Consider the following 25,593-nt stretch of genomic DNA (forward strand, 5'->3'; position numbering starts at 1 on the left):
AGCGCCTCTGAGACTCATCAGACCTGCGGGTACATCAGCAAGGTTGCGCGAAACTAAAGCATGTCGCGCAAAAGTGTGCCGCGGTTTTGCGGCAGCGACATGCGTGAAAACAAAGAGCTAAAGCGCGTCGCATGAATCAAGTTTGACGCGACGCGCTTTAGGCACACCGGCATCGAAAGTTTAAATATTGCTTAAACGTTATATTAATGCTTACTTATAGTCGCAGACGCTAATCTCTCCTGGGGAGGAAGATTATGGCTTCGCCGTGGGTAAACGATGCGCTGTCACACGCGCGGTCAGCCTTTTCAAGCAAGATCAACACGGATATTCTCGAGGTTGGCGGCGGCTCCCGCACCCATATTCCCTTGGAGGGCGCCAGATATACGGTGCTGGATATCTCGAAGGAGCAGCTCGAGAGGAACCGGGATGCTTGCGAGCGGATCCTCGGCGATGCGCAGACTATCGACTACGGAGACCGCCGCTTCGACGCGTGTGTCTTTTGGGACGTACTCGAGCATCTGGAAAGCCCGCGCGCCGCCTTGCTCAGAGCCCACGACACCCTGTCCCCCGGTGGCCTGGTCTTCGTCAAGGGTCCGATCCTGAATTCGACCAAAGGGATCTTCACCGACCTCACGCCCTGGTGGACCCACGTCCTGTTCTACCGCTACGTGCTGCGGCAGAAAAACGCGGGAAAACCGGGTTATGCCCCGTTTCGCGTCGAGCACGCCGCAGAGGCATCGCATTCGGAGATCGCCGGGACACTGAAGGAACTCGGCATGGATATCGTCTTCGTCGGAGAATATGTGTCGACCCAGGTGCATGCGCTCAAGGACCGAATTCCTCCGCTTTATTGGCTCTATGAAGCCTTCGGCCTTCTGCTGCGCACGGTTTCGGCCGGAAGGATCGGCGGGCGGGAGACGGAGTTCCTGATCGTGGCAAAGTGCCTTCGTCCCCACCAAACTCTATATAGCACTTCGGAATCCCGAAATTGGCTGCGGCATTGAAATCCCTCAATATTTTCCGAGGGTCATAGCTCACGAAGCGCGGCGAATTTCGGGATCCCGAAGCGGTGGGATTTCGGGATTCCGAAGTGGCGTTTTTTCTTCCGGCCGACGCGCCCGCGTTTGTCGGCGGCAAGTTTGCGGTCGGTCTCGGACCATTTCCGGCATCTATCGGCCGTGCATTGTTTCCACTCGTCGGTGGCCGGCGCGCCTTCATGGTCGCCGACAAATGTCAGGGTGAAGCGGTTGGGATGCGCGACCCCGCTGCCTGCGCGGCCGCGGCGAACTTTGACCAGCCTCTTATATGCCAATTCATCAAGCGCATCGGCGACATATTCGCCGGTGACGCCGTAGGACACGAACTGGGGATGGGTCACGACAAGCTTGCCGTTTTCCAAGGCGGCATGGGCGGTGTGTTCGATGATGATGCGGAAGAAGGCGCGGCAGGCATTGGCGCTCAATGTCGTGAATGCCGGCGATTCCAGCAACTGGATCGTCAGCCATTGCCAGCGAAGGCTGCCGTCATCGCTCCTGCCGGGCGGAGCGGTATGTTTTCGCACCATCGCCCGCGTCTTTCCGGCACTGGTTCGGCTCTTGTCGCGCGGGTTGAATTCCACCATCAGCCCCTAACCCTCGTTGCCAGCCGATCCTTCGGCAAGACTCCCACCTTGCGAGGCCGGGAATTCTGCGGGCGACAGCGGAAGTTCGTCCGGACGATCATTTCGCCAACGGGAAAAAATTTGCTCGACATTCAGCATTCCATGGTTGCAATTGCGTGCAACATATCGCAAGCACGATCCACAGGATAGGAAAATATTCTTAGTTTTGATCTTATATCACCGAGGCCTTCCTGCTAGGATCTCGGCAGGAATGTCAGAGGCCAGCCAGCATGAAATCACCGCACTGGAGAAGACTTGTCTGGTTTTGCGTCTGTGTCACGCTCTCCGGTCCGGCGTGGTCCGATGACGGCGTCACAATCCCCAGCTATGCGCCGGCGACCGGCGCCGAGCGCGGCTACAGCGTTCAGAAAGCCACCGAAAGCGATATGTCGTTCTGGTTCGACAAGCCAGGTGCCGCGGTGACGGCGCGCGGCGTATTTCGCCAGCGCATGACGGTTCTGTCGCGGGATGAAAGCGGCATGCGGGCCCGCTGGTCCCTCAATGCCGAATTGCCGGAAGGCACTGCTGGCCCTACCGACAGCTATCAGATGAACTTGCTCTATCGGAACTCCCTTGCAGTCTATGGCACCAGCACGCTCGAGCTGGAAACGGACCTGAACGGCTTTCCCACCAACCTCTTCGGCGTCGATGGGATCCTGGCGCATATGCGGGAAATGGCCGCCAATGGACCAGGTGGGACCGCGCCCGCGGAAAATGGGGTCAATGGTATCATCGGCAAGATAGAGCAAAACCCGCTGCTGATCGTCACCGCCTTGGTGCCGGAGGCGCAGCTGCTTGCGACCGGACAATTCTATCAGGATCAGGTCATGCAGATCGGGCAGCCCGCGGCGGCGTCGCGGATCGAGGATTATAGCGGCGTCAATGTCCCCGTGGTGTCGACCTGGACCCTTGAGTCCACCGACGCTGCCTCCCACACGGCAACTCTTTCCCTCTCGGAAGAATTCGATCCCGCAGCGTTGAGTCAGTCGCAGCAGCCGGCGACGGCAAAGATGATGGCGGCCTTTCCCGAGCGGGTAAAGAACCTTACCGCCGATCAGCTGGCTTCCATCAAACGCGCCGGCAAGACCCGAAGCGCCAAATTCGTCGTCTCGCTGGACGATGGTTCGGCGGTCGAAGCCACCGAGATCGTCAGCGTGACCACAGGCGGATTTACGCTGCGCACCTACACCCACATATTGCGGGACGACATGCCGGCGCGCTTGCCGCTCCCCGCCGTGGTGACGGCCAAGGTATTGCAGACGCCCGATCTGCATGTCGAGCCGCTGCCATCTGCCAAGGCCGGGCCGGGCATCCTGGACGAGCTTTCCACGCCGCCTTCGCCGCCGGAATCGCAGGAGACGGCGGTGGTGACGGAAAAAGACGGGGCTGAAGCGATCGCGCCCGTCTCGCTCGAGGTGAAGAGCGCCGAGGTCGCCCGGTCTCCCATCTCTTATGATCGGGGGCTGACTATCGTACTCACGCCGGAAAGCACCGCCAAATTCCGCGATTTCACGCAAGCCGCATTGGGACGGCAAACGCAGTTGCTGATCAACGACAAGGTCGTCATGGAACCTTGGATGAGGGAGCCGATCATGGATGGCCACATTGTTCTGGCGGGCACCGATGGAAAAGATCTGGAAGCGATGGCGGAACAGTTGAGGGTTCCGGGAGCTTCGATCGTCGTCCGGCTGCGCCCATGAGGGTGCGCCCATTCCATATCATGGCCTCCCAGATTATGGATTGACCCATCGACAGGCGGCAAGAGCGCCCGTCTCGTCATAGGTCGACAGCGCCCTTCGATTGCCCTGCCGGCGCAACTGGAACCAGTCCAGCATGCGGGCGCGAAAGATCAGCAGGCCGAAGTGCGGCTTTCCCTCCGCCTCATCCGCAGGCTTTGGTAGAACCGCCTCATCGATCATGTCAAAACCACACTCGTCGCCGGGCGGACCGCCGGTGTAGGTCGTCCGCGTCCAGGGGGAGAGCGTGTCCCAGGCGGCGTTCGCCTGATCGCTGCCGGAGGCATGCAGTTCGACCGTTCCCTGAAGGCGAAACTGCAGCCGCGTCTGCGGGCAGAAGCCGAGGACTACGACATGGGGATTTGCCGAAAGCTCCCGCCATTTCGGGCTGCGGCTATCGGTGTGAAATTCCAGAACCCGCAATGACCCGTCGGCGCGCCGCAAGACCACCATGCGCGCCTGCGGCCTCGCCTCTGAATCCACCGAGCAGAGGTTCACGAACCGGAAACCCGACTGCGGATTTGACGCAGCCGTTTCAAGCTCCCGCCATGCGGAAGCGTCTATATCCGCGAGGTTCGGCGGCACGGCCTCATGATCTGTTTCCATGGCCTGACTCAGACGGAACGGGTAATGCCGCCGTCGACGCGGATGTTCTGGCCAGTGATGTAGCCGGCGCCCTCGGAGAGCAGGAAGGCGACGGTCGCGGCGATTTCCTCGGCTGTGCCATAGCGGCCCATCGGCACGCTGTCGCGCCGCGCGTCGGTGGCCGGCAGGCTGTCGATCCAGCCGGGCAGGACATTGTTCATGCGGATGTTCTTCGCCGCATAGGTGTCGGCAAAAATCTTGGTGAAGCTTGCCAGCCCCGCCCGGGCGAAGGCCGAAGTGGGAAACATCGCCGATGGCTCGAAGGCCCATGCCGTCGAGATGTTGACGATGCCGCCGCCGCCCTGGGCCTCCATGATCGGCGCGACCAGCCGGATCGGCCGCACGGCGCTGAGGAAATAGACCTCCATGCCCTTGTGCCAATCCTCGTCGGTAATTTCGAGGATCGGCGCACGCGGCCCATGGCCGGCGGAATTGACCAGCGCATCGATCCGCCCCCATCTCTCCATCGCCAGATCGACGAGCCGCTTCACATCGTCATTGACCAGGTTCGAGCCGGTGACGCCGACACCGCCCAATTCCTTGGCGAGCGCCTCGCCCTTGCCCGACGAAGAGAGCACCGCAATGCGATAGCCGTCCGCAGCCAGCTTCCGTGCGGCGACAGCACCCATGCCGGAACCGCCTGCGGTGATGAGAGCGACTTTTTCTTTAGACATCGAAGCCTCCAATCGTTGAATTGCGAAGCAGTATGCCAGAGACAGCGCCGACTTTCGCCTCAGAAAGAAACGTGTCAGACTGTAGAAAATCTACTGGAGAGCCTCCGGAAATCTCAATGGCCCAACCCCGCCGCAAGCTGCCGCCGCTGAATGCGCTCCGCGCCTTCGAGGTCTCGGGCCGCAGGTTGAATTTCCGCACCGCCGCCGAGGAGCTGGGAGTGTCTCAGGGTGCGGTGGCGCAGCAGGTCCGCGCGCTGGAGGATCAACTCGGCCTGATGCTGTTTCAACGTCTGCCGCGCGGTCTGGCTCTGACCCCGCAAGGCGCAGCCTATCTGGCGGATGTGACCCGCGCCTTCGACACGCTCGGCGAGGCGACCGGACGGCTTCTCGCCCGGCCGGACGCCGTGACGATCAGCGTCACCCCGACGGTCGCCGCCAAGCTGCTGATCCCGCGTCTCGCCGAGTTCAAAGCCGCCCTCCCCGACGTGGAACTGCGAACGGTCGCCACCGAGGCGCTGTCGGACTTCGACCGCGATCAGGTGGACATTGCGGTGCGGCTGACCCGCGGGCCCTTCCCAGCCTCGCTGGAAACAAGGCTGCTGTTCCGCCAGGAACTGGTCGCCGTCGCCAGCCCATACCTCGTCAAGGGCCTACCCCTTCCGCTGACGGCCGATGCGCTTCGCAAGCTGCCGCTTCTGCATGACGCGGTCAGCCCCTGGCCGCTCATCCTGCGATCGCGCGAGAAGCTGCCGGGCGCGGTGTTCAACCACACCACGCTGGCCCTCGATGCCGCGCTCGCCGGCCAGGGCGTCGCTTTGGCCTGCCGGGCGTTCGTGGCGGCGGATCTCGAGGCCGGGCGGCTGGTGCAGGTGACGGATGCGACGACGCTGATCGAACCGGACTATTTCCTTATCCGCAAACGCGCGTCATCGCCGCGAAAGGCGGTCGATGCGGTATGGCACTGGTGCGCGGCGCGGCTGTCGCTGGGCTAAACCCATAAACCGACGCGAAGTCGGATTTCAATCCTTGGGTTCAGGGATCAGGCGTATCAGCGTTCCGTTAGACGCCGCGCCGCTGATTGTCGTTGAGATCTGCCGAAGCGGTCCGCGAGCGATGAGCATCTCTGGCGCAAGGTGTTTTCCAGGCCCCGGATCGGCAAAGGCTGAAAACGCGTGATCCGACTCGAGCATCGCCATGAATGATGTCGCGACGATTGCTTCGCCGCAGGCGGCGCATCGAAGAATGTACGAATCGAAGTGCACAATCGATTCTGTTTCGTCCAATCCGCACGATGGGCAAGCCAACATATTGTTCATTTGTTCACTCCAGCCCTGATGAGGCGGCGGCCAGGACGATGGCGATGACGAGCAGTATGGGCCCCATCCACTTGAAGTGACGAACCAAAGGCGGATTGGCGGAGTAGCCGGGCAGCGGCAGATAACCAAAGCCGACCGAGGTCATCCACAGGCCTGCGCAAAACATGATGATTTCGTCGATATAGGCTGCGATCATGGCTCTCCCGCCGTCGTAGGGACTGTGATGCTCTGTCTCGACAAGCGGAGCCGCTCTATCCGAGCCGGACAGCGATCTCCAATTAAACATCTGGCGGCACTTTCGAAAAGACCGAAAGCTAAACCTAAGGTGGCAATGCCGTTCCGAATCCCTGAAGCATCCGGACTTATCATCGAACGCGGCCCGCTACTGCCAACTCGTGGAAATATCACATGCATAACGCCAAATTCATGCGCACCGCTGCCATCTCGCTATTCGTTGCTTTTCAGACATTTCAGGCCGAACACGCCCTGGCCGCTTCGGCCAATGAAAAGTTCTTCGATGCCGCCCTTTGCAAGCCGCCCTATTCGATAACATCGGCAACCGAAATCTATGATGCCGCGGAAGCTCTGGCCAAGCCGGACACGTCGTCGCTGGGTGCAGCGATCTACAAGATCCCGAGCCAGATCGGCCACGACGGCTTCAAGTCGACGGAGGTTTTCTTTGCCAGCAATGCGGTCGGAATTCTGGTCGAGGGCCAACGCGCTGACGATCTGGCGAAAAAATACGGGTTGAAGCCGGAGACCTCGGACCTGCTTGGAACCTCCACCAAGGGCTATGCGCGCGAGCTTCCAGCCGATCAGCAGCCTGAGCCCGGACTTGCCGGGCCTGGAAAAGTTTCCATCGCCGCCCGCCAGGGGGATGCCTTCAAAGGCAAGACATTGCTGGCGTGCGAATTCGCCCAGGATTTCTAAGAGGCGCCGCATAAGCCTGCAGTCGGCTTTGCTGAAAAAAACATCTCGCTCTAGCCGTCGCCTCGCCACGCGGGATAAACCGCCTTATGTGAGGAGACGGCAGAGAGCACGCAGCGGAGGTCCTGAGACATGCAAACCATTTGGAAGAAGCCGGTGACGTTAGCCCTTGAAGGCCCGGATCAGTGGGTGGTCATCCAGACGACCCAGGCGGCAACATGGGCGTTGATCGAAGACTGGCCGACCGAAGAGGGGCCGGCCCTGGATCGGGCCTGCGCGGTTTGCGCGGATGTCATGTCGGGCAAACGAAACCGGGAAGAGGCGCGGCAGGCCTTCATCGAGGCTGCGATCGAAGCCGGAATCCCGATCAAGGAGTAGGGCCAGGCATTTTGGACGCTGTTGGGCTTGATGCTTCCACCGAGAGGCGCGAGCCGGCGGCTTCCGGCACTGGGGCGGCTTTTGTCCTGCGGGTTGAACTCCCCTATCAGCCCCTCAGCTTGGCCGCCAGCGCCTCCTTCCGAGAAACGACAGAAGAACTCGTTTTTCACAGATGCGGAGGGAAAGACCAGGCGCCGACATTGCCAATCGCCACAATATTCTCCGGAATTCAACATTCCATGGTTGCAACGGCAAGCAATCTAGCGTAAGAACATTCCATGAACTAGGAAAAAAATCTTAGGGCATTTTTGAGGTCACCTGATCCCGTCAGACGGTGGCAGGTAATTGAACGTGGTGGAGGCCAGGATGCGAAAGGTCGGCATGAGGAAGAAGGGCGCGATGGTCTATGGCCAGCGGCTACTGGCTTTGGTTTCGATCCTGCTGGGAAGCGCCGTCCAGGCCTTTCCCTGCGATCAGCCGGTCGTGATTTCCAACTGGTCGCTCTGTGCGACCGGCAATGTGAGCGCTGAGGGTGGCGCCGCGGATTGGAAAGTCGTTCCGGCATGGACACGCCAGAAAGCCATAAGCGCGTATTTCGGAAATGAGCCGCGGCTCTTGGCAAACCACGGCCTTTGCAACGAAAAATTCCAGCGCGTGGTTACCTGCCTGCCGGGATGGGAAATGGGCGATCCGGATGAGTGCTCATATCTGATTTGCAGTGGCTATTACTCATCCGCGTACGGCAAGAAAGAAAAGGAAGACTTTGAAAGAGATTTCCCGGCCGAGCAATAGTTTTTCGCTTGGCTGCCTTGGGGCACAGACTGTAACGGCTATCGCGGCGAACTTTTCATCCGCCTGTATTCTTGAACACGAGGCATTGGGTGAAGCGGTTGCCGCTTTCCACCGCTTCAGACCAATTCACCACAATTTCCCCTTCAAGCATCATGACCTTTGACAAAGCTCTTCCCAGATCCCAGGCAAGGGGGGAGAATTTTTCGTTGGTCAGATTATCGGCCTGAACGACAAGATAGGCATTCGTCTTCATGCGTTGGCAGATCTGGCCGTATATTTCCTGCATGCGTTTCAGATAAACGTCATAGCCGTCATAATCGGGATCGCCGTTGTAAAGCGGGTTCCATTTATGCCAATGGGGCATGTATGGTGGCGATGTGATGCAGAAATCCATCTCGGGAAGGCCGAAGGCTGCCAGCCCCGCGCTATCACCGCAGAAGAGATGATCCTTTGTCGTGATGCGTTCCCTGACCCATTCATATCTCTGCCGGTCGGCTTCTATCCCATAAGGGATTCTGCCATTCTGCTCGCAGACAAAGAAGGTCGTCCCTAAGCCGACAAAGGGATCGAAGACGGCGTCTCCTGATTTTGTGAACCGATCAAGCAATGCCGACACCAAAGCGCCGGGAAACCTTATTTCATCGCCGTTCTGAAAATCCGGCAAGGGAAACTGATGTCGGTTGGAGACGGTCAATAATTCTGAAATTGTCACGGCAAATTTCCTCCGCAGGCAACTGCCACCGGACACAGTTCCTCCGATGGGACCATAGGAAAAGATGCTGGTCAGTTACGCACAATATCAGAGAGCCACGTCAGATGACGTTGCCCATCCGGCACTGAGTGCAATTAAAGCTGCTAAAAAGGAAGTGGCGCACCCGAAGAGATTCGAACTCCTGACCCCCAGATTCGTAGTCTGGTGCTCTATCCAGCTGAGCTACGGGTGCGTGCAATTGCGGCGGTGCCGCTTGCGTGGGCGATCCTCTAAAGCGTCCTTCGGGACAATGCAAGAGCATTTCGGAAAAAATCGCGCGTTTCATAATTTGCGGCCGCGGCTTTCGAAATCCGGTCACTTCTCAAGGTGCGTCCGGCTGCGGTAATCCTCCAGCGAAACCGGGCGATCGGGAATCTCGATGCGGAACTGGGTTCCCACCGTCGGTTTTTCCACCAGCGCGATCGTGCCGCCATGGGCGAGCACCAGCTCGCGGGCGATCGTCAGGCCGAGGCCGGTGCCGCCGGAGCGGGCGGAGCCGCGGAAGGCGGCAAACAGGTTCTGGCGCGCCTTCAGCGGCATGCCGGGGCCGGTATCATCCACAGTGATGCTGACGACGCTGCCGACGCGCTGGGCGGCGACGGTGATGCGCCTGACGGCGCCAGGGGCAGCCTCGCCCGGCGCCGTCAGCGCCTGCAGCGCGTTGCGGCAGAGATTGTGGATGACCCGGAACAGCTGCTCGCCATCGGCATCGACCTTGAGATCGGCGCCGATCTGCTCGGTGAATTCGATGCCGCTTTGCGGATCGATCGCCAGCATGTCCTTGACGTCCTGGGTGAGTTCCAAAAGCGGGATATGGCGGCGGCGCGGGGCGGATTCGCTCGCCTTGCCGTAGGACAGCACCTCGGTGGTATAGCCGACGGCGCGGTCGATGGTGCGCAGGAGCTTCGGGGCGAAGCTCTTGACCATCGGATCGTCGACATCGACCAGCCGGTCCGACATCAGCTGCGCCGAGGCCAGGATATTGCGCATGTCGTGATTGATCTTGGAAACGGCGAGGCCGAGAGCGGCGAGGTTCTTCTGCTGCTTCAGCGTCTTCTGCAGCTCCATCTGCATCGAGGTGAGGTTGCGGCCGGCAACCGCCAGTTCGTCGCGGCCGCCCTCGCCGATATAAATATGCGCGGGGTTTTCCGGATCGGAGGAGAATTGCTGCATGCTGCCGGTCAGCCGGCGGATCGGGCCGATCAGGATGCGGTTGATCGCAAAGAAGATCAGCGTCGCGGTGAAGAGCGAAATCAGCACCGATAGCAGGAGAACGTTGCGGGAATAGGCAAACATCGCGGTGCGCAGCTGCCTGTCCTTCATCACCACCTCGACGCCGGTATTGGTGTCGCCGACCGGGCCGTAGACGCGGATCATCCGGCTGCCGCCGAAGATCAAGGTGTCAAGCGCATCGCGCATCGCCGTTGCCGGCGGCACGTCGGTGAGATCATAGGCTTCATCGACGGAGGTCGGCATATCGGTCGTCGCCAAGAGCCGCGAGGTGCCATCCTTGCGCAGCACGATTGCCTTGGTGCCGGTGGCCTCGAGCGTCTCCTTCTGCAGCGCGCGCGGCAGCTCGACCGGCTGCAGCCCATCGATGACGATGGCGGCGGCAGCGGCCGTGTTCAGCCTGTCCTCCAGCCAGCGTATGCGCATGCTGGCGACCGAGGGGAAGAAGATCAGGATTTCAGCGAGCATGATAAAGAAGACAGTCAGCCAGAGCAGCTTGCCCGACAGTCCGCCGAACATACCGGCAGACGGGCACGGCGCCCTTGCGGTCTCGCCGGTCGCGGGGGTTTCGGCCGAAGGATTGTCGCCCTGATCTTGTACCGGCATTTTTGTCTCGCCCGATCGGCAACCTTCCAGCCGCCTTCACCGTTGGAGCTTTATATTAGACCAAAAGGCTCCGCTTTCAAATCTTTGCGAGCAGCGTCATGTCGTCACAAAGAAACGCCGCCCGGAGGCGGCGTTTCAAAGCGCATGATCGATAACAGATCAGAACTCTTCCCAGCTCTGTTCGGCGGCGGCCGTATTGCCGCCGAAGGCGCGGGCGACCTTGGCGATCGCCCGGCGGGCGGGCGAGGCGACCGGCCTTTGCGGCTCGTTGCGGACAAGCGCCACCGGTGCCGGCGCGTCATCCGACAGCCTGAAGCGGGAGATGAGGCGGACCAGTCCGCCGGCCTCGGCCGAAAGCCTGTGCGTGGCGGCGGAGGTCTCTTCGACCATCGCGGCATTCTGCTGGGTCACCTGGTCCATCTGGTTGACGGCGGTATTGACTTCCTTGAGGCCGGTCGACTGTTCGGTGGCAGCCGTGGCGATCGAATGGATATGATCGTTGATGGCGATGACGCGGGTGCCGATTTCCGCGAGCGCCTCGCCGGTCGCCTGGACGAGTTTGACGCCGACCTGGACCTCGTCGCCCGACTTGGTGATCAGCGCCTTGATGTCCTTGGCGGCCGTTGCCGAACGCTGGGCGAGTTCGCGCACTTCCTGGGCGACGACTGCGAAGCCCTTTCCGGCCTCGCCGGCGCGTGCCGCCTCGACGCCGGCGTTCAGCGCCAGCAGGTTGGTCTGGAAGGCGATCTCGTCGATGACATTGATGATTTGGCTGATTTCGCGCGAGGCCTGCTCGATGCGGCCCATGGCTTCGACGGCGTTGCGCACGACGACCCCGGAAGCGCCAGACTTGTCCTTGGCTTCGGAGACCATGACGGTTGCTTCATGCGCCCGCTCGGTGGAGTTCTGGACGACGGCAGTAATCTGGTCGAGCGCTGCCGATGTCTGTTCGAGGGCGGCCGCCTGCTGCTCGGTGCGTTTCGACAGGTCGTCGCTGGCATTGCGCAGCTCGGCGGTGTTGCCGTTCATGGCCTCCGTCGTCTCGCGCACTTCGCGCATGGTCGCCTGCAGGGTGACGAAGGTATTGTTGACGTTCTGCTGCAACTCGGCGAAGGCGCCCTGGAAGCTGCCGCGCATCGTCTGGGTCAGATCGCCTTCGGCAAGGCTTGCGATGACGCGGCGGGTTTCGCCGATGCCGGCATCGACGCTCGACAGCAGCGTGTTGATGTTGCCAGCGAACTGGTTGAGGTTCTCGTCCTCATAGTCCTTGTCGATGCGGTGGCCGAAGTCGCCGGCCGCAGCCGCGGCGACGACGACGGACATGCTCGACTGCAGGTCGTCGCTCTTGGCGCGCATCGCCGCCTCCTGAGCGTTCAGGCGCTTGACGGCTAGGCCGTTCGCCTTGAAGACCGCAACGGCGGCGGCCATCTCGCCGATTTCGTCCTGGCGTCCGGCAAAGGGAACCTCGGCTTCGAAATTGCCGCTGGCGACCTCATTGATCGCCCGGGTGACGCGCTTGATCGGGCGGCTCAGATGGCTGGTGCCGATATAGAAGCCCATGCCGATGCCGACCGCGATGCCGATGCCGGTGATGCTGAGGACGAGCATCAGTACCCAGGTGCGGAAGCTTTCGATCTCGGTATTGACGGTTTCGAGCGCTGCCTTGTCGGTGGCGACGACCGCGTCGATTTCGGCTTGGAACGCCTTGCGGTTGGCGCGGTTGGCGTCATTGTTGCCCTGGGCGCTGGCGGCCTCGGGGCCGACTTCGGTGCCGAGACGGGCAGTCTCCATACGGAAGGTGCGGAATTCCGCAGCGCGGGCGACGAGCTTGGCGAAATCGCCCTTCTCGTCTTCCGGAACCAGCGGCGCCCAGCCCGCGATAACCTTGTCGATCTCGTCGAGGCCGGCCAGCAGGCCCTTGGCGAAGTTCGGCGTGTCCTTGATCGACTTGGCCGCATAGATGCCGCGCGCTTCCATGACCACGGCCGTGACGAAGCGGTTGAGGCGTTCGCCGGCATAGGCGCGGGCGGCAGCCTGCTCGTAAGCCGTCAGGTTGCGATTATATTCGTGCATGGCCGAGAGCGCCGTTGCGCCGATCAGAAGCGCCACCGCGCCCATCACGCATACCAACAGATTAATTTTGCCGCGGATCTTCAATGCTGTCTCCTGAGGTACGCCACTGCCTGGAAAGCAAATTCCAGCCGATGACCTGAATATCGGCGAAATTTATTAAAGTTAGATTTCCATTATTTACGATTATGGCTGGGGAAATTATCCATGTGGACCCTGGCCGGGACGCACAAAGCCCTGAAAACCGGGCGATCGGTCTGCCGCGCCGACAAATCACAACCAGTCGGCGCAGATCGAATTTATTAATACCGGAGTGCGAAAATACTTGCCGAGTTGGTGCTTGCAGCGAAATTATCCGGTATAATTGACTTTCACCGGCTTCATCCCTATAAGCCGCCGCACGTCCGGTCACTCAGCCTTTTATGGCCCGCCCGTTCGAAAAATAACGCTCCTTGCATTATGCAAATTCAAGAAGGGCCGCACTCCGCGGTGTTTAAATAAATGAAGCGTACCTACCAACCATCCAAGCTTGTTCGCAAGCGTCGCCACGGCTTCCGTGCGCGCATGTCTACCAAGGGTGGCCGCAAGGTCATCGCCGGCCGCCGCGCGCAGGGCCGCAAGCGTCTTTCGGCTTAAGGCCGGGTTGCCCGAAAAGAGATGGCGGGCGAATTGACGACCAAAAAAGAAAAACACGCTGTCGGGCGGCTGAAAAGCCGCCCGCAGTTTCTTGCCGTGCGCGAGGGCGAAAAACGCCGCGGCGGCCTCTTTCTTCTCGAAGTCCTCGACCGGAAGGAACCCGACAGCCAAGCCCGCGTCGGATTTACAGTCACCAAAAAACATGGCAACGCGGTTGAACGCAACCGCATGCGCCGCCGCCTGAAAGAGGCGGTGCGGCTTCATGCGGGGTTTGCAATGCAGCCCGGACACGACTATGTGGTTGTCGCGCGCAGGGACGTGCTTGAGGCGTCCTTCAAAGAATTGGCCGCGGAACTGAAATTTCGCGTGGAAACCAGGCCGAAACCCCGGCGCTCCGGAGACGGACGCCCCAGGAACGTATGATGGAAAAAAACCGCAATTACTTCATTGCGATCGCTCTCTCGGTGCTGATCGTCCTCGGCTGGCAGTTTCTCTATATGAATCCGCGCATCGAGGCCCAGCGCAAGGCGCAGGAAGCCCAGAAGGCGCAGCAGAAGACCGAACAGGTGCAGCAGCCCGCAGCCAACGGCGCGGCGCCGGCCCCGACGAGTGGGACCGCCCCTTCCGGTCAGGCCGTCGCCACGGCAACGCTGGAACAGGCGCTGGCAAAGAACCCGCGCGTCGTCATCGATACGCCTGCGCTTTCCGGCTCGATCAACCTCGCCGGCGCCCGGCTCGACGACCTGAAGCTCAAGGGCTATCACGAGACCGTCGACGACTCGAGCCCGACCATCACCCTGTTCAGCCCGGCGGAAACCAAGGATGGTTACTTCACCGAGCTCGGCTATATCGGCAGCGACGCCACGGGCAACGTTCCCGGCGCCTCGACGCTCTGGACGGCGCCCGAGGGCGCCAAGCTCACCGACAAGACGCCGGTGACGCTTTCCTACACCAACGACAAGGGCCTGACCTTTACCCGGACGATTTCCGTCGACGAACGCTACATGTTCACCGTCGCCGACAAGGTCGAAAATACCGGCCAGGCTCCCGTATCACTGTCTTCCTACGGCCGTGTGACGCGTTACAACAAGCCGACGACGCCCTCCGTCTACGTGCTGCATGAAGGATTCATCGGCGTCATCGGCGATGACGGGCTCGTCGAAACCAAATATACCGCCGCCGAGAAGGAAGCCGTCATGCCGCCGAAATCCACCGGCGGATGGCTCGGCATTACCGACAAATACTGGGCCGCGACGATCATTCCGCCGCAGACCTCGGCCTATGAAGCACGCTTCTCGCATTTTGCCGATGGCCAGCCGCGCTATCAGGCCGACTACAAGGACGATGCCTTCACCGTTGCGCCCGGCCAGTCGATCGAGCTCAAGAACCTCGTCTTCGCCGGCGCCAAGGAAGTGCCCGTCATCGACGGCTACGAGACCAGCTATTCGATCCCGAAGTTCGACCGGCTGATCGACTGGGGTTGGTTCTATTTCATCACCAAGCCGATGTTCAAGCTGATGGACTTTTTCTATCGCTTCTTCGGCAATTTCGGCGTGGCGATCCTGTGCACCACCATCGTCGTCAAGGCGCTGTTTTTCCCGCTCGCCAGCAAGCAATATGCTTCGATGGCGAACATGAAGCGCATGCAGCCGAAGATGGAGGAGCTGAAGGCGAAATTCGCCGATGACCGCATGGGGCTGCAGCAGGCGACCATGCAGCTCTACAAGGAAGAGAAGATCAACCCGATCGCCGGCTGCTGGCCGGTGGCGCTGCAGATCCCGATCTTCTTCTCGCTCTACAAGGTGATCTACATCACCATCGAGATGCGGCACGCGCCGTTCTTCGGCTGGATCAAGGACCTTTCGGCCCCCGATCCGACGACGATCGTCAATCTGTTCGGCCTGTTGCCCTTCGAAGCGCCGACCATTCTGCATCTCGGCGTCTGGCCGCTGATCATGGGTGTCACCATGTTCCTGCAGATGCGCATGAACCCGACCCCGCCCGATCCGACGCAGGCGATGATCTTCAACTGGATGCCGCTGGTGTTCATGTTCATGCTGGCAAGTTTCCCGGCCGGCCTGGTCATCTACTGGGCCTGGAACAACACGCTCTCGGTGATCCAGCAGTCGGTGATCATGAAGCGCCAGGGCGTCAAGGTCGAGCTGTTCGACAATCTGAAGGGCCTGTTCCGACGAAAAACGGCGCCGTCGAAATGACGCAGCTGCCTATTGCAGCAGGTTAATGTGCTACAGAAAAGCCCCGCTCCGACGGGGCTTTTCTGTTCGTATCGGTGAGCAATCACCCTGCGCCGACGCGGCTTCAACAAGCGCGCATGGAAAGCTCGATATCTTCGGAAAACGGCGTCGACATGTAACCGCGGCCAGGCGCGCGCACGTGGCCGAGGTATTCCGGGCAGGCGTCGGCATCGTCGGCGATGACAATCGCTCCCTGCCGGAGGCGGCCTTCCAAGATGTACAAAATCTCCAGATAGAGCGACTTTGCGCCGTCCATCAGGACCAGATCTATGCTGCCGGGAAGATCGGCGACGAGGGTTTCAAGCGCATCGCCCTGCCGAAACTCGACGAGATCGGCAAGCCCGGCCGCCGCAAGGTTCTGCCGTGCTCTGGAGATCTTGTCGGGCTCGAACTCGGTGGTGATCAGCCGGCCGCCGCCGTTATCGCGCAATGCGGCGGCGAGATAGAGCGTGGAAATACCGAACGACGTGCCGAACTCGACGATCTCACGTGCTCCACTGGCGCGTGCCAGCATATAGAGCAACTCGCCGGTCCTGCGCGACACGGGCAGCCACAGGTCCTTTATCAGGCCGTAGAAATTGCGGTATTCCGTCTTGCTGTGGAAGAGGCGATCCCGCTCCTCCCGCGACAGTGCCGCCAGGCCGGGGCTCGTCGCCTTGTCGGCCTGTTCGAACAAATGCTCGAGCAGCGGCGCGAGCGGTGAGGTCGTTAACGTGGTCATGGCAAATCCTTTGTCGAGAGCGTTGTTGTGCCGATCGAAAAAATACGATTAATTCGTCGCATTCGCTAATCGCATCCGGGAGCCTGGAAATGGCCGATCGCCCAAGCTCTGAAATTTCCTCACGAAAACAGCCCAAACAGGCGCGGTCGAACGAGCTCGTTTCGGCCATTCTGCAGGCTGCTGTTCAGGTTTTGGCGCAGCAAGGCGCGCACCGCTTCACCACCGCGCGCGTGGCTGAGAAAGCAGGCGTCAGCATTGGGTCGCTCTACCAATATTTTCCGAACAAGGCGGCGATCCTGTTTCGGCTGCAGAGCGACGAGTGGCGCGAGACCACCGGTCTTCTGAGTGAGATCCTCAACGACCGATCGGAGCCGCCGCTTCGCCGGGTGCGCAGATTGGTTCAGGCTTTTATTCGCTCGGAGTGCGAAGAGGCCGCCGTCCGTGTGGCGCTCGGCGACGCCGCTCCGCTCTACAGGGATGCGCCGGAGGCCCGGGAGGCGCGACAGGCTGGCGATCCGGTGATCGAGGCGTTCCTGAGGGAGGTGCTTCCCGCCCTCCCTGAGGCAGCCCGAGTGCTCGCCGGCGACGTTATGATGACAACCCTGACGACCGTCGGAAAGGATTTCTCCGAAAGACCGCGGAAGAGCGAAGACATGGAAGCCTATTCGGAGGCAATGGCCGATATGCTGTGCGCCTACCTTGTCAGCCTGGGCGCGCGATGAGACGCAGAGCCGTCGGCCGTGGGGACCGCAATGGGCTGTTAACCGCCTCGAAGCTTGACATCTCCCCTCAAAACCACGAAGCCCGGTGAAGAGACAGAACCCGGAGATTGCAGAGCCCGCATGCCCGAAACCGAAAAGCCGCTCTTCGGCCACCCATGGATCTTCATCCGCGGCGTACCCTCGCTCAATTTCCTGCCGCCGGAAGGGCCCCTGGAAGTGGCCTTTGCCGGCCGTTCCAATGTCGGCAAGTCGTCGCTTATCAATGCGCTGGTCGGCCAGAAGGGGCTGGCGCGCACGTCGAACACGCCGGGGCGAACCCAGGAGCTCAATTATTTCGTTCCGGATGGCTATTCCGGCGAAAGCGGCGACATGCCGCCGATGGCGATCGTCGACATGCCCGGCTACGGTTATGCGCAGGCGCCGAAGGAGCAGGTCGACAAGTGGACCAAGCTGGTTTTCGACTATCTGCGGGGCCGCGCGACGCTGAAGCGCGTCTATGTGCTGATCGACAGCCGCCACGGCATCAAGAAGAACGACGACGACGTGCTCGATCTGCTCGACAAGGCGGCCGTCTCCTATCAGATCGTGCTGACCAAGACCGACAAGATCAAGGCGCCGGCCGTGCCGAAGCTGCTTGCCGAGACCGCGGAAAAGATCCGCAAGCGCCCGGCCGCTTATCCCGGCGTGCTGTCCACCTCGTCGGAAAAGGGCGACGGGCTGGACGATCTGCGCCAGGCGATCGGCGAAACCGTCGGCGTCGCCCGCTGGAAATAGAGCGGCGCTAGATGGTTCAGCGCTCGCCGATAGCTGCGGCAATGTTCGGCGACGCGCGAATCCGGCCAGTTCCGAAGCTCCTTCCCACATTTTCGGATCCGCGGCTTTTCAGTCGGCCGAGTCCCCATTTGGTGCAAAGGCCACCGACGCATCCAAAGATTGAATCGACCGGCGATGAAAAACTAACGGTTGACGGCGCGCGTCCTTTGCGCTACATGACAACTATCGAATTTTGCTTGCTGGCTTGGTTATCGCGCGATTAGCACCGCGGCCTGAACGAACTTCCTTTCAAAAATCGCTATCACCATCCGTATCGCCCTGGCGCTGCGGTTCTTCAATATTGCTATGAAAGGGTTCATCATGACCACTGGCACCGTTAAATGGTTCAATTCCACCAAGGGCTTCGGCTTCATTCAGCCTGACAATGGCGGCGCTGACGCCTTCGTTCACATCTCCGCCGTCGAGCGCGCCGGAATGCGCGAACTCGTCGAAGGCCAGAAGATCGGCTTCGATCTCGAGCGTGACAACAAGTCGGGCAAGATGTCCGCTTGCAATCTCCAGAACGCTTAACTCGATATCTGCTTTCCTTTGACCACGGATGTACTGGCACTGCCGGAAGCACGTTATCCATGCAAGGCCAGGCGAACTGCCTGGCCTTTTTGTTTTCGCTCGCCCATCGAACTCTCAGTATCGGACCCGACATGACAGAGACATACAGCAAATCCCGCCAGCGGGCGGAGATTGCCTTCGGCAACGTCCAGAGCCAGTTCTTTGCAAAGAACAAGGCGGCCGAGGAACTCGAATCCGACGTCCAATCGCAACAGGCAAAGACCTTGCGGCTTCGCGAGGCGCGGCTTTCCAGGGAACGCAACGACCGGGCAACAACAACGGCCGCGCTCGTTGCAAAACGCACCCGGGCCGGCTGACCTCACACTGCGCTCACCGTGAACTCATCCTGAAGGAAGCTTGAATGGCGGACGATATCAAGGAACTCCAGTCGATCAATACGGCTTGGCAGATCGCCATTCAGGAGATTCTCCGAATGGTTATCAGGGACATGTATCATGGTGGCGGCGAGGCTTCGTTCAGGACGCACATCAAGCGTATCGAAGAGGCAGCGGTGGACAGCATCTACACGGACTTGCGGCTGCGCGGCACGGATGAATGGACGGAGGTCCTGGTCAAGGAACGGGCGAGCAATTTCGTGACGACGCTGCTGACCTCGTTTACCTATGACCGGGCATAGCCTTGCCGGGTTTGGCCCCACGGGTTCGGATCCTTATCATCGCATCATGAAACTGCTTGCGTAAGCGGATCAGCGGCGATTGCACTTGCGTCCCCGCAGTATTTGAAGCAACCCTCCATCCCAGGCGGTGCAAGAGCAGTCCGCGTGCGCGAGTAATGAGATGACCGATAGCAAAGACCAGCCGCTGTCGCCGGAAGGCGTCGGCAACCTGCCCCATCTGGCCGAAGCCCTTGATGACGATCGGTTTCGACACTTTCTCGATCACGTCCCTTTTGCCGTGGCCGTCTCCGAACTCGGCGACCGCGAGGCGCTGATCTATGTCAATCTCGAATTCGAACGGCTGACGGCGCTGAGCGCAAAGCAGGTCGAGGGAAAGACCTGGTCCGAGATCGAATTGAATTCCACCGCCATTTCGGGAGGAGCGACGCTCACGGCCGCCGTGACCTCTGCCGAGGAGTATATTGGCGCGTTCTCGCTGGTGGCCGAACCCGAGAGCACTGCCATTATCGATGTCTGGTCGAATACCATCGTCAACGATGATGATACCCCGCTGTTCCGATTGGTGGCCTTTGCGGCGCGCAATGAGGCGGCGGCCGATCAAAGCTTCGGTGAACTGCTGACGGAGAAGGATGTCCTTCTGCGCGAACTTCAGCATCGCGTGAAGAACAACCTTCAGATGATCACAGCGCTGATCCGGATGGAGGCACGCAATGCGCAACAGAGCGAGGAAAGCGAAAGGTTTGCACGGCTTGCCGGGCGAATTGAGGCCCTGGCGCTGCTGTATCGCTCGCTGTCGGACGAAGAGAAAGGTGCCACAGTCGATCTTGGAACCTATGTGAGCCAGATTGCCGCCTCGGTGATGGCGGCTCACGCCGTGGAAGGGATCCGGCTGGACATGAAGGTCGACACCTGGCCGGTTTCGGTCGATGTGGCCATGCCCGCCGGCTTGGTCATCAACGAACTGCTCACCAATACGCTCAAACATGCCTTCGTGGGGCGTGATGGCGGAGAAATCACGCTCCGTTGTGTCGTCAGCGATACAGGGTGCAGGATCACCGTCGCCGATAACGGGGTCGGGCTTCCTCAAGATGTGACTTGGCCGCACCCGGGTAAACTAAGCGCAATGATCGTACAGTCGCTGAAACAGAACGCCCGCGCCAAGGTCGAAGTCACCTCGTCCCCCGACGCCGGCGTGAGTGTCTCGCTCGTTTTCCCAATAGCCGAAGCGACCCGATAGCCTCATCGCTAGAAAACTGGTCGGAAATCACAAGGCAAGTCATTCTCGGCTACTTTCGGGGCGCCCCGAAGAGCGCCCCGGGCCCTGCCAAGATGGGCGGGCTTACATCTTCGGCAGCAGCACCTTGTCGACGACGTGAATGACGCCGTTCGACTGTTTGACGTCGGCGATCGTCACATGCGAGACGCCGCCGTTTTCGTCGGTCAGGGTGATCTTGCCCATGCTTTCCTTGGCTTTCAGCACGCAGCCGCCGACGGTCTTGATGTCGTGCTCACCGCCGTCATCCTTGATCATCTTGGCAACCGTCTTGGCCATCGCGTCGGCAGCAACGACATGGCAGGTCAGAACCTTGGTGAGCGTCGCCTTGTTTTCCGGCTTCAGCAGCGTGTCGACGGTGCCCTTCGGCAGGGCGGCGAAGGCTTCGTTGGTCGGCGCAAAGACGGTGAAGGGACCCTTGCCCTCCAGCGTGCCGACCAGGCCGGCTGCCTTGACGGCGGCGACCAGCGTCGTGTGATCCTTGGAATTCACGGCGTTTTCGATGATGTTCTTGGTGGCGAACATCGGCGCACCGCCGACTTCAGGGTTCTTGGCGGCGGCAAAGGCGACGGCGGACAGGGCGGTGGCGAGCGCAAAACCGCGCAATACGGACTTGATCATGATTTTCTCCTCACCGGACACGATCCGCGGGCTTAATGCCTGAGCGTCGTCCGGACATTTCGAACTACGGCGGCTTGCGCCAAAGAGTTTCAGACAGGAGAAAATGATTTCATGGCCGACGCGATTTACGGCCGGCGCCCGATCATGGCCGGCGCAATGCGCCGCTTGCGATCACCGGACCGGTCGCCTGGCCGGTCGGCGAGCCGCCGAAGGGTTCGAGGCTGACGGCAAGCGTCGCGCCATCGGCGAGATTGCTGCGCAGATCGGCGGGAATGACGAGTTCGCCGCTCTCGCCCGGCTGGAAGACGCCGAGCGATTTCGGCAGGCCGCTGCCCGGCACCAGCCAGAGTTCCAGCGACTTCTCCTCCGGCTTGCCGGCGGCGACCGGCACGATCTTCAGCCGTCCACTCTGCAGCTCGTAGGAGGCAAGAAGATTGATGGCGCTGTTCTGGCCGGAAAGCGAGGCGACCAGCGGTGTCGGTCCCTGCGGCTCAGGCACGACGCCCGAGGCGAAGATGACGGCGCTGACGGCGACGACGACGCAGGCAAAGCTCAGCGAGCGCCAGAAGACTGCCGAATTCCAGAGGCCTTGCGAAAAGGATGCGGGTTTTTGAGCATCGCCGAATAGCCGCGCCTCGATCTGCTTGAAGGTTTCCCGGTTCGGCGAGGCGGTTTCATATTCGTCATTGAAGGCAGAAAGGTTGGTTTCCCAGCGGCTGACGATCGCGGCAAAGGGCCGATCGTGGCGCATGCGCTCTTCCACCACCCGCCGATCCTGCAGCGACAGGACGCCAAGCACATATTCGCCGGCGAGAACCTCGTCGCGGGAGCGGTCTCCCTTGCTTTTGTCGGGCGATGTCATCGTTCCATGCACTCTCTCAGTTTCAACAGGCTGCGCCTGAGCCAGGTCCGCATCGTGTTCAGCGGGACACCAAACTGATCGGCCAGTTCCTGATAGCTCAGCCCTTCGACATAAGCCCGTTTCACCGCGACCGCACGATCAGCTTCCAACTCTTCCATGCAGGTGTCAATCCGCCTTCCTTCATCCTTCGTCACCGTCTGCATTTCCGGGTCGGGTGCGGCGTCGGCAAGATCATAGGCACTGTCGATTTCGTCGGCGACGGGCTTGCGCGACCGCAACGCGTCGATCGACCGGTTGCGGGCAATCGCCGAAAGCCACGCTGCCGACGATCCTGTCGCTGCCTGGTAGCTTCCGGCCCTTTGCCAGATGCTGATATAAACTTCCTGCAGGGCTTCTTCGGCTTCCGTGCGATCCTTCAAGATACGCAGGCAGATGGCAAAAAGTTTCGGCCCGGTCTGATTGTAAAGGGCAACAAAGGCCCGGCGGTCGCCGAGCGCGACGCGGCCGATCAGGTCTGCAATCTCATCGCCTTGCATGCCGTTCCTCATCTCATGCTTGGGTGCGCCGGACGCTAAAGGCCACCGGCTCCGCGCCAGATACGAAAAACTATTGCCCTCTGGATTATTCCCTCTGTCGGAAACTTGCGATAAAAGGCCGCGAACAATTCCGCGGGGTCCCCATGAACGAGTTCCGAAAGCGAACTGCAGGCACGGCTTCTGGCCAAGGCGCTGCCCTTCATGCAGCGTTATGAAAACAAGACGATCGTCGTGAAATATGGCGGCCACGCCATGGGCAATCCCGAACTCGGCAAGGCCTTTGCCAGCGACATCGCCCTTTTGAAGCAATCCGGCGTCAACCCGATCGTCGTTCACGGCGGCGGCCCGCAGATCGGCGCCATGCTGAACAAGATGGGCATCGAATCGAAATTCGAGGGCGGGCTGCGCGTCACCGACCAGAAGACGGTCGAGATCGTGGAGATGGTGCTCGCCGGCTCGATCAACAAGGAAATCGTCGCGCTGATCAACCAGACCGGCGAATGGGCGATCGGCCTTTGCGGCAAGGACGGCAACATGGTCTTCGCCGAAAAGGCGCGCAAGACCGTCAAGGATCCGGATTCGAACATCGAGCGCGTGCTCGATCTCGGCTTCGTCGGCGAAGTGGTCGAGGTCGACCGCACGCTGCTCGATCTGCTCGCCCGCTCGGAGATGATCCCGGTGATCGCGCCCGTCGCACCCGGCCGCGACGGCGCCACCTACAATATCAACGCCGATACCTTCGCCGGCGCCATTGCCGGCGCGCTCAACGCCACCCGGCTGCTGTTCCTGACCGATGTGGCCGGCGTGCTCGACAAGAATGGTCAACTGATCAAGGAGCTTTCCGTCGCCGAGGCGCATGCGCTGATCGCCGACGGCACGATCTCGGGCGGCATGATCCCGAAGGTCGAGACCTGCATCGATGCGATCAAGGCCGGCGTCCAGGGCGTCGTCATCCTGAACGGCAAGACCGCCCATTCCGTCCTGCTGGAAATCTTCACCGAGCACGGCATTGGGACGCTGATCGTTCCCTGATCGAGGGTGCGCCTTTCATCGGAACGAAGGGCGCGTCTCCCCTCCTCCTGCTCGTGAGTCCTGTTTCAGCTTTTCCATCGGGAAGAGCAGTCAGTAGCGCCCATGCGTCAGAGGCGCCTGCCCGACCTCTTCCATCCTTTCTCGCGATCACGCCGGCACAGGATCGGCCCCGATGCTCAAGGCAATTCTTTGGCGCGGACGCGCGCCTGGCTTTCCTTCTTGATCGGCCGGCTGACCGGGCAGACCTCCTGCACGAAGCCATTGAGCGTATTGACCAAACAGGGAATAGTGGACGAACTGGCCCTGCTTCTCCCGTCTGATCAGCCCCGCCGTTTCAAGAATGGAAAGATGCTGCGAAACGGCCGGCTTGGACATGCTGAAGCGGTCTGCGATCTCGCCGGCGGTCAAGCCGGATGCCGAGAGATAGGCACGGGGCATTGCCGTGCGGGTATCGGTGTCGCTGACCGGACACTGGCTGGTCGGTCATTTCGCCCACCGGGCCGGTCATCAGGGATGGCGTGTCGATGACGTCGCGGTGCAGGGTTACAACCTGCCGCATTTCGGGCTGGTGACCTTTGGCGAGAGCTTCCACGGCAACCATCACGCCTTTCCGGAATCGGCGCGGCTCGGCATCGAGCCGGGGCAGTTGGACCTCGGTTGGTATTTCATCCGGCTGCTGGCGGGGATCGGCCTGGCTTCGGCGATCAAGCTCCCGCACATGATCGTGCCACGGCGAGGGTTGAAGCGCGTCGACACATCCGCTTCCGGTGGCAATCAGCCGCAACATCAGGCGGAATCGCGCCCCTGACTGCGATATCCGCTCGAAGAAGCCGCAAATCGCCCGATCTAGCCTTGGCAAGATTTCGAATCGTGCTTTAGGTTGCGCCCCGAAACTTAACGGGTCGAGCAAACAGATGCGCCTTACAGACTGCTATAATTTTCACGATTTCCGGCGCATGGCCAAACGGCGGCTTCCCGGGCCGATCTTCGATTATATCGACGGCGCTGCAGATGACGAGGTGACCTATCGGCGCAATAGCGCGGCGTTCGAAGCTTGCGATCTGGTGCCCGACGTCTTGCGCGGGGTGGCCGAGGTCGACATGTCGGTAACCGTCATGGGGCAGAAGCTGGCGATGCCGGTCTATTGCTCGCCGACGGCGCTACAGCGGCTTTTCCACCACCAGGGCGAGCGGGCGGTCGCGGCGGCGGCGGGAAAATACGGCACGATGTTCGGCGTCTCCTCGCTCGGCACGATCAGCCTGGAGGAAGCGCGGCAGATCAGCGCCGGGCCGCAGGTCTATCAGTTCTATTTCCACAAGGACCGCGGCCTCAACCACGAGATGATGGCGCGGGCGAAGAATGCCGGCGTGCAGGCGATGATGCTGACGGTCGACAGCATTACCGGCGGCAACCGCGAGCGCGACAAGCGCACCGGCTTTGCCATTCCCTTCAAGCTCAATCTCGCCGGCATGATGCAGTTTGCGATCAAGCCGTCCTGGGCGATCGACTGGATGACGCATGAGGCGTTCCGGCTGCCGCAGCTCGAAAACCACGTGAAGATGGACGGCGGCGCCCTGTCGATCAGCCGATATTTCACCGAAATGCTCGACCCCTCCATGTCGTGGAACGACGTGGCTGACATGGTGCAGGCCTGGGGCGGGCAATTCTGCCTGAAGGGCATCATGTCGGTCGAAGACGCCAAGCGCGCGGTCGAGATCGGCTGCACCGGCATCGTGCTTTCCAACCATGGCGGCCGCCAGCTCGACGGTTCGCGCAGCGCCTTCGACCAGCTGGCTGAAATCGTCGACGCGGTGGGCGACCGGATCGACGTGATGATGGATGGCGGCGTGCAGCGGGGCACGCATGTTCTTAAAGCGCTGTCGCTGGGGGCGAAGGCGGTCGGGCTCGGCCGCTATTATCTCTTCCCGCTTGCCGCCGCCGGGCGGCCCGGCGTCGAACGGGCGCTGGAGACGATGCGCACCGAGATCGAACGGGACATGAAGCTGATGGGTTGCACCTCGGTCGACCAGCTGACACGGCGCAATCTGCGCTTCCGTTCCTGAGCGGAGTGGGATGTCATTTTCGGGCCGCAGTCTTTCATCTGAGAGCTGCGGCCCGCGCACATCTCGG

28 protein-coding genes, 1 tRNA gene and 3 pseudogenes are annotated in these 25,593 nt (G+C 60.9%); 18 read left to right on the forward strand and 14 right to left on the reverse strand.

Going from position 1 to position 25,593, the window contains the following annotated elements:
- The first annotated feature begins 254 nt into the window (after positions 1-254).
- Positions 255-1,004 (forward strand): class I SAM-dependent methyltransferase, encoded by a 750-nt coding sequence (locus MF410_RS16845; RefSeq protein WP_097624707.1) that lies wholly within the window; start codon positions 255-257, stop codon positions 1,002-1,004.
- Between the two features lie 30 nt (positions 1,005-1,034).
- Here the strand turns inward: MF410_RS16845 and MF410_RS16850 are convergent.
- A pseudogene (locus MF410_RS16850) lies at positions 1,035-1,621 on the reverse strand (hypothetical protein).
- A 269-nt stretch (positions 1,622-1,890) separates the two neighbouring features.
- On the opposite strand from MF410_RS16850, the gene MF410_RS16855 reads away from it, so the two are divergent.
- Positions 1,891-3,360 carry a hypothetical protein gene (locus MF410_RS16855; protein WP_097624705.1) on the forward strand — a complete coding sequence of 490 codons (1,470 nt, stop codon included), beginning with the start codon at positions 1,891-1,893 and terminating at the stop codon, positions 3,358-3,360.
- Between the two features lie 33 nt (positions 3,361-3,393).
- Here MF410_RS16855 and MF410_RS16860 read toward each other — a convergent pair whose 3' ends face one another.
- Entirely contained in the window at positions 3,394-4,002 is a 609-nt protein-coding gene (locus MF410_RS16860; RefSeq protein ID WP_097624704.1) for a pyridoxamine 5'-phosphate oxidase family protein, read from the reverse strand.
- Between the two features lie 8 nt (positions 4,003-4,010).
- On the reverse strand, positions 4,011-4,715 hold the full coding sequence (locus tag MF410_RS16865; protein WP_097624703.1) for an SDR family oxidoreductase: 705 nt from the start codon (positions 4,713-4,715) through the stop codon (positions 4,011-4,013).
- 116 nt (positions 4,716-4,831) lie between these two features.
- On the opposite strand from MF410_RS16865, the gene MF410_RS16870 reads away from it, so the two are divergent.
- Entirely contained in the window at positions 4,832-5,707 is an 876-nt protein-coding gene (locus tag MF410_RS16870) for a LysR substrate-binding domain-containing protein (RefSeq protein ID WP_097624702.1), read from the forward strand.
- Between the two features lie 27 nt (positions 5,708-5,734).
- Here the strand turns inward: MF410_RS16870 and MF410_RS16875 are convergent, their stop codons facing one another.
- Both MF410_RS16875 and MF410_RS16880 read right to left on the reverse strand, forming a co-directional pair.
- Positions 5,735-6,031: a hypothetical protein gene (locus tag MF410_RS16875; RefSeq protein WP_097624701.1), complete on the reverse strand. Its 297-nt coding sequence runs from the start codon at positions 6,029-6,031 to the stop codon at positions 5,735-5,737.
- A 4-nt stretch (positions 6,032-6,035) separates the two neighbouring features.
- Complete coding sequence (locus MF410_RS16880; protein WP_239619905.1) at positions 6,036-6,227, reverse strand: hypothetical protein; 192 nt, start codon at positions 6,225-6,227, stop codon at positions 6,036-6,038.
- A 212-nt stretch (positions 6,228-6,439) separates the two neighbouring features.
- Between MF410_RS16880 and MF410_RS16885 the strand changes: the two genes are divergently transcribed.
- From MF410_RS16885 to MF410_RS16895, 3 genes are all read left to right on the forward strand, one after another.
- On the forward strand, positions 6,440-6,961 hold the full coding sequence (locus MF410_RS16885) for a hypothetical protein (protein ID WP_097624699.1): 522 nt from the start codon (positions 6,440-6,442) through the stop codon (positions 6,959-6,961).
- A 129-nt stretch (positions 6,962-7,090) separates the two neighbouring features.
- Positions 7,091-7,336, forward strand: coding sequence for a DUF982 domain-containing protein (locus tag MF410_RS16890; protein WP_025415228.1), 246 nt, complete (start codon positions 7,091-7,093; stop codon positions 7,334-7,336).
- Positions 7,337-7,702: 366 nt separating this feature from the next.
- Entirely contained in the window at positions 7,703-8,128 is a 426-nt protein-coding gene (locus MF410_RS16895; protein WP_097624698.1) for a hypothetical protein, read from the forward strand.
- A 55-nt stretch (positions 8,129-8,183) separates the two neighbouring features.
- On the opposite strand, the gene MF410_RS16900 is transcribed toward MF410_RS16895, so the two are convergent.
- The 4 genes from MF410_RS16900 to MF410_RS16915 all read right to left on the reverse strand — a co-directional run bounded on the left by MF410_RS16900 (position 8,184) and on the right by MF410_RS16915 (position 12,872).
- Positions 8,184-8,840: a DNA methyltransferase gene (locus MF410_RS16900; RefSeq protein ID WP_097624697.1), complete on the reverse strand. Its 657-nt coding sequence runs from the start codon at positions 8,838-8,840 to the stop codon at positions 8,184-8,186.
- A gap of 155 nt (positions 8,841-8,995) precedes the next feature.
- Positions 8,996-9,072 (reverse strand) — tRNA-Arg (locus tag MF410_RS16905).
- 122 nt (positions 9,073-9,194) lie between these two features.
- Entirely contained in the window at positions 9,195-10,715 is a 1,521-nt protein-coding gene (locus tag MF410_RS16910) for a HAMP domain-containing sensor histidine kinase (protein WP_097624696.1), read from the reverse strand.
- A gap of 159 nt (positions 10,716-10,874) precedes the next feature.
- The gene (locus MF410_RS16915; protein ID WP_097624695.1) at positions 10,875-12,872 is read right to left on the reverse strand and encodes a methyl-accepting chemotaxis protein; all 1,998 of its coding nucleotides are present in this window, start codon (positions 12,870-12,872) and stop codon (positions 10,875-10,877) included.
- A gap of 414 nt (positions 12,873-13,286) precedes the next feature.
- On the opposite strand from MF410_RS16915, the gene rpmH reads away from it, so the two are divergent.
- From rpmH to yidC, 3 genes are read left to right on the forward strand one after another with little or no spacing between them, the layout of a single operon-like run.
- A complete protein-coding gene (gene rpmH, locus MF410_RS16920) occupies positions 13,287-13,421 on the forward strand; it encodes a 50S ribosomal protein L34 (protein ID WP_003570740.1) in 135 nt (44 codons plus the stop codon).
- 21 nt (positions 13,422-13,442) lie between these two features.
- Positions 13,443-13,844, forward strand: a complete 402-nt coding sequence (gene rnpA, locus MF410_RS16925) for a ribonuclease P protein component (RefSeq protein ID WP_003588909.1) — start codon at positions 13,443-13,445, stop codon at positions 13,842-13,844.
- A complete protein-coding gene (yidC, locus tag MF410_RS16930; RefSeq protein ID WP_097624694.1) occupies positions 13,844-15,637 on the forward strand; it encodes a membrane protein insertase YidC in 1,794 nt (597 codons plus the stop codon). Before rnpA ends, yidC begins: the two co-directional genes overlap by 1 nt.
- 103 nt (positions 15,638-15,740) lie before the next feature.
- On the opposite strand, the gene MF410_RS16935 is transcribed toward yidC, so the two are convergent.
- Positions 15,741-16,397: an O-methyltransferase gene (locus tag MF410_RS16935; protein WP_097624693.1), complete on the reverse strand. Its 657-nt coding sequence runs from the start codon at positions 16,395-16,397 to the stop codon at positions 15,741-15,743.
- A gap of 89 nt (positions 16,398-16,486) precedes the next feature.
- On the opposite strand from MF410_RS16935, the gene MF410_RS16940 reads away from it, so the two are divergent.
- The 6 genes from MF410_RS16940 (at position 16,487) to MF410_RS16965 (ending at position 20,376) form a co-directional block, all read left to right on the forward strand.
- Positions 16,487-17,119, forward strand: coding sequence for a TetR family transcriptional regulator (locus tag MF410_RS16940; RefSeq protein ID WP_097624692.1), 633 nt, complete (start codon positions 16,487-16,489; stop codon positions 17,117-17,119).
- A 120-nt stretch (positions 17,120-17,239) separates the two neighbouring features.
- Positions 17,240-17,893, forward strand: a complete 654-nt coding sequence (gene yihA / locus MF410_RS16945; protein WP_003588913.1) for a ribosome biogenesis GTP-binding protein YihA/YsxC — start codon at positions 17,240-17,242, stop codon at positions 17,891-17,893.
- 360 nt (positions 17,894-18,253) lie between these two features.
- On the forward strand, positions 18,254-18,463 hold the full coding sequence (locus MF410_RS16950; RefSeq protein ID WP_003588915.1) for a cold-shock protein: 210 nt from the start codon (positions 18,254-18,256) through the stop codon (positions 18,461-18,463).
- Positions 18,464-18,594: 131 nt separating this feature from the next.
- Complete coding sequence (locus tag MF410_RS16955; protein WP_097624853.1) at positions 18,595-18,819, forward strand: hypothetical protein; 225 nt, start codon at positions 18,595-18,597, stop codon at positions 18,817-18,819.
- A gap of 44 nt (positions 18,820-18,863) precedes the next feature.
- On the forward strand, positions 18,864-19,139 hold the full coding sequence (locus MF410_RS16960) for a hypothetical protein (protein WP_097624691.1): 276 nt from the start codon (positions 18,864-18,866) through the stop codon (positions 19,137-19,139).
- A gap of 160 nt (positions 19,140-19,299) precedes the next feature.
- Positions 19,300-20,376, forward strand: coding sequence for a histidine kinase dimerization/phosphoacceptor domain -containing protein (locus MF410_RS16965; protein WP_097624690.1), 1,077 nt, complete (start codon positions 19,300-19,302; stop codon positions 20,374-20,376).
- 102 nt (positions 20,377-20,478) lie between these two features.
- On the opposite strand, the gene MF410_RS16970 is transcribed toward MF410_RS16965, so the two are convergent.
- The 3 genes from MF410_RS16970 to MF410_RS16980 form a co-directional block, all read right to left on the reverse strand.
- Positions 20,479-21,033, reverse strand: a complete 555-nt coding sequence (locus MF410_RS16970; protein ID WP_097624689.1) for a fasciclin domain-containing protein — start codon at positions 21,031-21,033, stop codon at positions 20,479-20,481.
- A 142-nt stretch (positions 21,034-21,175) separates the two neighbouring features.
- On the reverse strand, positions 21,176-21,895 hold the full coding sequence (locus MF410_RS16975; protein ID WP_097624688.1) for an anti-sigma factor: 720 nt from the start codon (positions 21,893-21,895) through the stop codon (positions 21,176-21,178).
- Positions 21,892-22,431 (reverse strand): sigma-70 family RNA polymerase sigma factor, encoded by a 540-nt coding sequence (locus MF410_RS16980; RefSeq protein WP_097624687.1) that lies wholly within the window; start codon positions 22,429-22,431, stop codon positions 21,892-21,894. The genes MF410_RS16975 and MF410_RS16980 overlap by 4 nt, the downstream gene beginning before the upstream one ends.
- A 201-nt stretch (positions 22,432-22,632) precedes the next feature.
- Between MF410_RS16980 and argB the strand changes: the two genes are divergently transcribed.
- A complete protein-coding gene (gene argB / locus MF410_RS16985) occupies positions 22,633-23,463 on the forward strand; it encodes an acetylglutamate kinase (protein WP_239619906.1) in 831 nt (276 codons plus the stop codon).
- Between the two features lie 176 nt (positions 23,464-23,639).
- Here the strand turns inward: argB and MF410_RS16990 are convergent.
- A pseudogene (locus MF410_RS16990) lies at positions 23,640-23,901 on the reverse strand (metalloregulator ArsR/SmtB family transcription factor).
- Here MF410_RS16990 and MF410_RS16995 point away from each other — a divergent pair.
- Together MF410_RS16995 and MF410_RS17000 are read left to right on the forward strand one after the other, a co-directional pair.
- Positions 23,897-24,271 (forward strand): annotated as a pseudogene (locus MF410_RS16995) (acyl-CoA desaturase); the annotation flags it as partial. The pseudogenes MF410_RS16990 and MF410_RS16995 overlap by 5 nt on opposite strands.
- Positions 24,272-24,377: 106 nt before the next feature.
- Positions 24,378-25,526, forward strand: a complete 1,149-nt coding sequence (locus tag MF410_RS17000) for an alpha-hydroxy acid oxidase (RefSeq protein ID WP_097624686.1) — start codon at positions 24,378-24,380, stop codon at positions 25,524-25,526.
- The last annotated feature ends 67 nt before the right edge of the window (positions 25,527-25,593 follow it).

The sequence above is a fragment of the Rhizobium sp. C104 genome (genome assembly GCF_022354505.1).
GTDB lineage: Bacteria > Pseudomonadota > Alphaproteobacteria > Rhizobiales > Rhizobiaceae > Rhizobium > Rhizobium redzepovicii.